Source organism: Clostridium sp. UBA1652, from assembly GCF_002320975.1.
GTDB lineage: Bacteria > Bacillota > Clostridia > Clostridiales > Clostridiaceae > Clostridium_T > Clostridium_T intestinale.
This window is the reverse complement of the sequence record NZ_DCLI01000021.1, coordinates 78,544-86,712: the sequence shown is the minus strand read 5'-3', so window position 1 is coordinate 86,712 and position 8,169 is coordinate 78,544. Positions and strand designations below refer to the sequence as shown.

Here is an 8,169-nt window from a genome sequence, read left to right as displayed (position 1 = left end):
ATACCAGAGTTTAGACTACCAAAGGAAACAGTAGTAAAAACAGAAATAGAAAATGTAAAGAAACTTGGAGTAGAAATAGAAACTAACGTTATCGTAGGAAGAACAATAACAATAGATCAGCTATTTGAAGAAGAAGGCTTTGAAGCAGTATTCGTAGGCTCAGGAGCAGGACTTCCGAAGTTTATGGGGATACCAGGAGAAAACGCAAACGGAGTACTATCAGCAAATGAATTCCTAACAAGAAGCAATCTAATGAAAGCCTTCAAAGAAGGTTACGATACTCCTATAAGAGTTGGAGATAGAGTAGCTGTAGTTGGCGGCGGAAATGTTGCAATGGATGCAGCAAGAACAGCCCTAAGACTAGGAGCAGAAGTTCATATAGTCTATAGAAGAAGCGAAGCAGAGCTTCCAGCAAGAGTAGAAGAAGTACACCATGCAAAAGAAGAAGGAATAATCTTTGATCTTCTAACAAACCCAGTAGAAATACAACAAGACGAAAAAGGTTGGGTTACAGGCATGAAGTGCATAAGAATGGAACTAGGCGAACCTGATGCCTCAGGCAGAAGAAAACCAGTAGAAGTAGAAGGTTCAGAATTTGTAATGCCATTAGACACAGTAATAATGTCTCTAGGAACATCACCAAACCCACTAATATCTTCAACAACAAAAGGACTAGAAATAAATAAAAGAAGATGTCTAGTAGTTGAAGAAGAAACAGGAAAAACAACAAAAGACGGAGTATATGCAGGTGGAGACGCAGTAACAGGAGCCGCAACAGTAATCCTAGCAATGGGAGCAGGAAAAAGAGCTGCTAAAGGAATCCATGAATATTTAAGTAGTAAATAAAGATAAGGCTGTAGAGCTAACTTAAAAAGTTGGTTTTACAGTCTTTTTAAATACTACACCTAATATATAAAATATTCAGTAATTAAAGTTTTTGTTAATAAAAATTAAAATAAATCAACTTTTTTGCGAAATATTGAATAATGAAAAGGAATTTAATGAGACTTAGGAAGAAGTCTCTACAGGGCAGAAGTGCACTACTATTCGGTAGGCGCGTTTTTCAACGCCAGTCTAATTCTTTTAGCCTTTTAATAAAAATAGTACTCTATATCATATTCAAATGGTGGGATTTCTGCCACAAGTTATTGAAAAAACTTCAATTTTAAAGTTTTAAGAGGAGTTTAATGGAGCTTGGGAAGAAGCTCCTACAGGGCAGAAGTGCACAATGTCTTAATGTCGCAATGTCTTAATATCATAATGTCTTAATATCATAATGTCATAATAGCGTAATATCACAATGTCTTAATATCATAATGTCGTAATAACGCTATATCATAATATAGTAATTATATTGTATTATGTTGAAGTTAAAAGGAATTTCATTAAATTAGTATCCTTTCAAGAGCAAATTTAATAGTATATAAGTATAGCGTAAAATGAGTCAAAAATGCTCTTAAAAGGAATCTAATGAGGCTAGAGAAGAAGCCTCTACAGGGCATAGGTTTTTTCTAGTTCTAATAGGTATTTTTTTCGTTCAATTCCACCAGCGTAACCTCCTAAATTGCCATTAGTTTTTATTACTCTATGACAAGGGATGATAATAGCTAGTTGGTTTGCGCCATTTGCATTACCTACTGCTCTGACGAAGTTTTTGTTTCCTAATTTATTAGCAATATCTTGATAGGTGCAGGTTGTACCGGAAGGTATTGTCTCAAGGATTTCCCATACTTGTTTTTGAAATGGTGAGCCATCTCTGAATAAAGGGATTGAAAAAGTTTGTAGTTTCTTTTGAAAGTATAATTTCAATTGTTCTTCAAGATTACTGTTAATTTCAGTTTGTCCAGGTATTATTCTAGCATTGTGTTTATTGCGCAATTTCTCAATTTCTTTCTCTAAGCCTCTTCTATCCATAAATTCTAGTAAATATAGATAATTTGCATCAGATAAGCTGATCATTCGTCCAATAGGAGTTGAGATTATATTAGCATTTATAAGCGTAGCCTTAGTTTTCTTTGGAGGGTTTCCCATGATCTTTGTAAAGGCATCGTTAAAGCCACTTGAGGATTCATATCCTAGTGACAATTGCTGATCTATTACCTTATCTCCAGCTAATATTTGTTTAAAGGCTAATCCCATTCTCCTAGAACGAGCATATTGAACAAAAGTCATACCGTAAACATCCTTAAATTTTCTTCTTGCTGTAGCAGAATGAATTCCAAGTTCATGAAAATCTGATTCTTTCCATTTCTTTTCAGGATTTTTTTCAACCTCTTGTATTAAGAGCGTTACTTCTTCAGGGATGTTATTTGGATAGGAGAGTGGATTACATATTTTGCATGGACGAAATCCAGATAATAATGCTTCTTCCGCAGTTAAATAAAATTCGCAGTTCTCAAACTTTGGTTTTCTTGCCGTACATGTTGCATGACAGAATATTCCTGTTGTTTTAATGCCAACAAAAAAAGTCCCATCATACTCAGGGTTTTTATCTAACAAGGCTTTATAAAATTCTTTCTTTTTATCATCTGAAGTGATCATATGTTTCTCTCCATTCTATTTGTATAGTTTAATTATTACATAAATTCATTATAAAGAATAATTATAAAAATATCTTTCGAAAAATTAACAAGTATTTTTGTACTTATTAAAAAAGCCAAAATATGCTATAATATGATATAATAAATTGTAGAATACTTAATGTGATTTCATGCAAGAATAAAGAAATAGGTAGAATTTTAAATATATATATAGAATTAAGAGAGGTAAGGTTTGAGAAATGGATTTTAAAAATGCAGAATTTTTAGATGATAAAGTGATTTTAAAAGAATGCAGAAACTTTAATATAAAACAGACCTTTGAATGTGGCCAATGTTTTAGGTGGGAAAAGACTAAAGATAACACTTACATAGGGGTTGTTTATGGCAAAGTAATTGAGCTTGAGCAAAAAGAGGATACCATTATAATTCATAATACTAACAAAGAAGATTTTGAGAGCATATGGATAGATTATTTTGATTTAGAAAGAGACTACGGCAGTATAAAGGAAGAGTTATCTAAGGATGAACTTTTAAATAAAGCTGTTGAATATGGATATGGAATAAGATTATTAAATCAAGATCCATTTGAGTTGGTAGTGAGCTTTATAATATCTGCCAGAAACTCTATTCCAGTAATAATGAAAACTATTAAGAAGATATCTGAAAGATGGGGAAAAGAATTAGAGTATAAAGGTACTACTTATTACGCTTTTCCTACTCCTAGTGAGCTTAGAAAAGCAAGCTTAGATGAAATTAGAGATACAGGAGCTTCTTTTAGAAGTAAATATATAGTTGATACTGTAGAAAAGGTTAATGAGGCTATTGAAGCGGGAAATGATAGTGAATTTAGTTTAGATAGAATAAAGAATTTAAGTGATGATGAGTGTCATGTTGAACTTCAAAAGTTTCAAGGGGTTGGAGCAAAAGTTGCAGATTGTATAATGCTTTTTTCTATGAGAAAATACTCATCTTTCCCAGTTGATGTATGGGTAAAAAGAGCTATGCAACACTTTTATTTAGCACCAGATGTTTCTTTACCTAAAATAAGAATATTTGCGAGAGATAAATTTAAAGAACTTTCTGGTTTTGCTCAACAGTATCTATTCTATTATGCAAGAGAAAATAATATTAAATTGTAATACAAAATTTGTAATACATGTATATGTAATACATTGGAAAGAGGGTCGAGTACTCTCTTTTTTATTGCATTAAATGATGTTCTGTTAGTTCTGAAACTTCTCTTTCACATAATGCGCAAATAAAAGTGTTCATAAAACCTCCAATAAAATAAGTTTATATTATATATTATTTCGCAATAAATAAAACTTAGAAGTGTAAACTTTTACTTAAAAATTTTAATTTGATAATAATATAGAAAATGAAAAGGATTAACTGTAGTAAAAATATAATAAACTTTAGGTAATTTTGGCACATTAAGAAAGTTTCTATAAGTCGAAGTTTGTTATTATTTTAACATGAAATGTGGTATAATTATAAAGTAATATTAAAAAATGGGAGAGTGTTAGAATGTTCCAGTTTGAAACCCAACTTAATAAATTGAAACATGAAGTATTAAAAAATGTTGCAATTTTAGCTAAGGAAAATAGGCTAAATCAAGAAGAATTAGAAAAAATACCTTATGAAATAATAACAGATGAAACGCCCAGATACAGATGTTGTGTATATAAGGAAAGAGCTATAGTTGCTGAAAGAGCAAAATTAGCAGCAGGATATTTAGCAGATGGAGATAAGATAAATTGTGAATTAATAGACATACGACCAAATGAACAGATAATTTATGTTATAGAGGCTGCTTGTGATAGATGCCCAATTAATAGATATACAGTTACAGATCAATGTAGAAATTGTTTGGCACATAGATGTTTAGAATCTTGTGCAGTTAATTCCATTTCTATGGTAGGAGGACGAGCTTATATAAATCAAGAAACTTGTAAAGAGTGTGGAAGATGTAAGTCAGCGTGTCCTTATAATGCTATTTCAGAAGTTATGAGACCATGTAAGGTATCATGCCCAACAGGAGCTTTAGCAGTAAACACTGAAGATAGAAGAGCTATAATAAAAGAAGAAGATTGTATTAACTGTGGAGCTTGTGTATCTGCGTGTCCATTTGGAGCTATTTCAGATAAGAGCTTAATTGCGCCAGTTGCTAAAAGATTAGCTAAAGGAAGAAAGATGTATGCTGTTGTAGCACCAGCAATATCAGGTCAATTTGGAATGAAGGTTTCTTATGGACAAATCAAAAATGCTATAAAGAAATTAGGTTTTGAGGATATGGTTGAAGCTGCATGTGGAGCTGATGCTGTTACTGTTCATGAATCCAATGAATTTGTTGAAAGAATGGAAAATGGAGATAAATACATGACTAACTCCTGTTGTCCAGGATTCTTAAGTTATATAGAAAAGAAATTCCCAGATCAAGTTGAAAGAATATCTGGAACAGTTTCTCCAATGGTTGCAACAGGAAGATATATAAAGGAAAAAGATCCAGAAGCTAAGGTGGTATTTATAGGACCTTGTACAGCTAAAAAGAGTGAAGCTGTAAGAGAATCTGTAGCTGATGCAGTTGATTATGTTTTAACCTTTGAAGAGTTATTTGCACTTTTAGAAGCCTTTGATGTAGATCCAGCTAATTGTGAAACTGAGGTTGTAGAGGATGCATCTATATTTGGAAGAGGTTTTGGAGTGCATGGAGGATTAACTTCAGCTATTGAGAACTTTGTTTCAGAAAAAGGAATAGAAATAGAATTTAAACCTGTAAAGGTTAGTGGAGAAGCTGAGATTAAGAAAGCTATGATGTTAGCAAAAGCAGGAAGATTAGATGGTAACTTCATAGAAGGAATGATGTGTGAAGGTGGCTGTATAAATGGAGCAGCTAGAATGGTAGCTCCAATGAGAGCTAAAACTGTATTTAATAAGTTAAATACACAAGGAAGCAAAAAAACAGTATTATCTAATGAGAAGATAGAAGAATTTCATAATATTAATTTAGAGAGATAAAATCATCAATATTTGGATAGAATAATAATTAAGAAATAATTAAGGAGCTTGTAATAAACAGGCTCTTTCTTTATAGATTATTTATTTATATAATTATCTAAATAAGGTTTTAAGGGATGATATATATGAAAGAATTTATTAAAAAACAAAAAATTAAATTGCTTTTAATTCCAGTGATTATTGCAGCTATTGTGCTAATGATTCAATATTATTCTAAAATAGTTTTGGTATTTAAAGATATTGAAAGTATTAAAGGAATTATATTAGGATATGGAAACTATAGCTTTATAATCTATATTGCACTTCAGATAGTTCAGATTGTTATATTCTTTATACCTGGAGATATAATGCAGATAAGTGCAGGATTTATATTTGGTCCTATAAGAGGATTTTTATTGTCTTTTTTGGGGATTTGTTTAGGAACATCTATTGTCTTTTTTATATCGCGAAAATTGGGTAAACCCTTTGTAAATAAACTTGTATCAGAGAAAGATACCTGGATAATACATAAGCTTGAAAAATTGAAGGAACATCCTAAAAGAGATAAAAAACTTAGGAAAATAGTTTTTTTTACATATTTAATTCCGGGAATACCTAAAGATATATTGGGCTATATTTGTGGAGTTTCAGAGATAAAGTATAAAGATTTTATAATATATTCATCCATAGCTAGAATACCGGCCCTTTTTGTGTCCAGTTTTTTTGGATATAAGTTATCCTTTGATAATTGGAAATTACTTGCTATAATAGCTATTATAAGTGTAATAGTTATTGTAATAAGTATAATAACAGGGAAAAAGATAATTTCCTCAATTGACGATTAAGGCGGGATTATATGTTCAAAAAAGAGATAACATTAATATTAACTATTATAGCTGGAGTTATGCCTCTTATAATGCATCCATTTACTGATGACAGCTATTATTTGCCGAAGACTGTTTTTCTATATGTTATGTATTTTCTTTTAATATTTATCTTATTAAAAGATAGAAAAAATATCAGATTAGATAAAAATGATAGAGTTTTGATTATATATTTAGGGATAGCTTTATTGAGTACTATCTTTTCAATTAAACCTATGGTATCAATATTTGGTACGGAGATTAGGTATGAAGGGGTAATAATGCTATTATTTTATGGATTAACTTATTACTGTGGGAAAAATTATTTAGAGATTGATAAAAAAGTAATCTTAGCTGTTTTAGTACCAGCAGTAATTATCTCAATATATTCTATTTTTCAATTCTATAACATAGATCCTATACCTAAGGATAGCTATCATGCTAGAATGCTTTTTAATTCTATAGGTACTCAAGGGCATAGAAATTTCTTGTCAGCCTATATAAGCTTATTTTTACCTTGCACTATAGTGTTATATATATTGAAGGGTAAAAAATTGTATATAGGGATAGCCGCGGTTTTATTTACTTCATTACTATGCACCTTAACAAGGAGCGGGTGGATAGCCTTTATAGCTTATTCATTATTAGGGGCAGTTTATATAATACTTAACTTTAATAAAAAGTATTTAACTAGAGTCCTTATACTTATGATTGCTTTTATTAGCATTTTCGGTATATTAGATTATACCTCTGGAGAAAAAATAAGCAGTCGTAGCGATCAATTAATATATGATACTAAATCCGCTAGTGGAGATCTTCTTAGGAATGGAAAAATAACAAATGAAGCATTAGGATCAGCTAGAGTTTATATATGGAAGGTTGCATTAAAAACTATAGAAAAGAATCCTTTGATTGGAAGTGGGACTGACACCTTTAGGTATAGTATTGAAAAGTATTTCCCAGAAGATGGACAAGATTATATAGAAGCTTACGGAGCAATAATAGACAAGGCACATAATGAATTTCTTCAAATAGCAGCTACCATGGGGATACCTGCCTTGATTGTATATTTAGTGTTTATATTTTTATCCCTTAAGAATAATATAAAAAATATGTGGAAAAGTAAGATAAACTTTATAATAAGCATAACTTTTATTGGATATTTAATTCAAAGCTTTTTTAATATAAGTGTTATAAATGTTGCACCATTATTTTGGATGGGGCTAGGATTAGCTCAAAATTCTAAAGTGATAGAAGAAGTAGAAAAATTAATTGAATATAAGGAGGGTCAGTATGAAGAAGTATGTTAAACCTTCAAAGGAAGAGTTAAAAAGTAAGTTAACTGATATACAGTATGCAGTTACTCAGGAAAATGCTACTGAAAGACCTTTTAGTAATGAATATGATGATTTGTTTAAGGAAGGAATTTATGTGGATATTGTTACAGGAGAACCTTTATTTTCTTCAACTGATAAATACAACTCAGGTTGTGGATGGCCAGCTTTTTCAAAACCTATAGAAAAAGGAATAATTAAAGAAAAAGCAGATTTTACTCACGGTATGCATAGAGTAGAAGTTAGAAGTAAAGAAGGAGATTCACATTTAGGGCATGTATTTAACGATGGACCAGAAGAAAAGGGTGGACTTAGATATTGTATTAACTCAGCATCTTTAAAGTTTATTCCTAAAGAAAAAATGAAAGAAGAAGGTTACGAAGAGTATTTAAAATTTATAGATTAGATATTTAAAAGGCTGTGGTGCTAATTTTT

Annotated in this window: 7 protein-coding genes; 6 read left to right on the top strand and 1 reads right to left on the bottom strand. The window is 30.8% G+C overall.

Annotated elements, in window-relative coordinates:
* On the top strand, positions 1–846 hold an 846-nt coding region (locus B3N22_RS03555), incomplete at its 5' end, for an FAD-dependent oxidoreductase (RefSeq protein WP_286904915.1).
* Between the two features lie 645 nt (positions 847–1,491).
* Here the strand turns inward: B3N22_RS03555 and B3N22_RS03550 are convergent.
* The gene (locus B3N22_RS03550) at positions 1,492–2,541 is read right to left on the bottom strand and encodes a bifunctional transcriptional activator/DNA repair enzyme AdaA (protein WP_286904913.1); all 1,050 of its coding nucleotides are present in this window, start codon (positions 2,539–2,541) and stop codon (positions 1,492–1,494) included.
* A gap of 238 nt (positions 2,542–2,779) precedes the next feature.
* Between B3N22_RS03550 and B3N22_RS03545 the strand changes: the two genes are divergently transcribed.
* The 5 genes from B3N22_RS03545 (at position 2,780) to msrB (ending at position 8,140) form a co-directional block, all read left to right on the top strand.
* Positions 2,780–3,679, top strand: a complete 900-nt coding sequence (locus tag B3N22_RS03545) for a DNA-3-methyladenine glycosylase family protein (protein WP_286904911.1) — start codon at positions 2,780–2,782, stop codon at positions 3,677–3,679.
* Positions 3,680–4,067: 388 nt separating this feature from the next.
* Positions 4,068–5,558, top strand: a complete 1,491-nt coding sequence (locus tag B3N22_RS03540; protein ID WP_181601523.1) for a 4Fe-4S dicluster domain-containing protein — start codon at positions 4,068–4,070, stop codon at positions 5,556–5,558.
* Positions 5,559–5,683: 125 nt separating this feature from the next.
* Positions 5,684–6,382 carry a TVP38/TMEM64 family protein gene (locus tag B3N22_RS03535; protein ID WP_286904907.1) on the top strand — a complete coding sequence of 233 codons (699 nt, stop codon included), beginning with the start codon at positions 5,684–5,686 and terminating at the stop codon, positions 6,380–6,382.
* Positions 6,383–6,393: 11 nt separating this feature from the next.
* Positions 6,394–7,710, top strand: coding sequence for an O-antigen ligase family protein (locus B3N22_RS03530; protein WP_286904905.1), 1,317 nt, complete (start codon positions 6,394–6,396; stop codon positions 7,708–7,710).
* On the top strand, positions 7,694–8,140 hold the full coding sequence (gene msrB, locus B3N22_RS03525; protein ID WP_286904904.1) for a peptide-methionine (R)-S-oxide reductase MsrB: 447 nt from the start codon (positions 7,694–7,696) through the stop codon (positions 8,138–8,140). The genes B3N22_RS03530 and msrB overlap by 17 nt, the downstream gene beginning before the upstream one ends.
* Positions 8,141–8,169 lie beyond the last annotated feature (29 nt).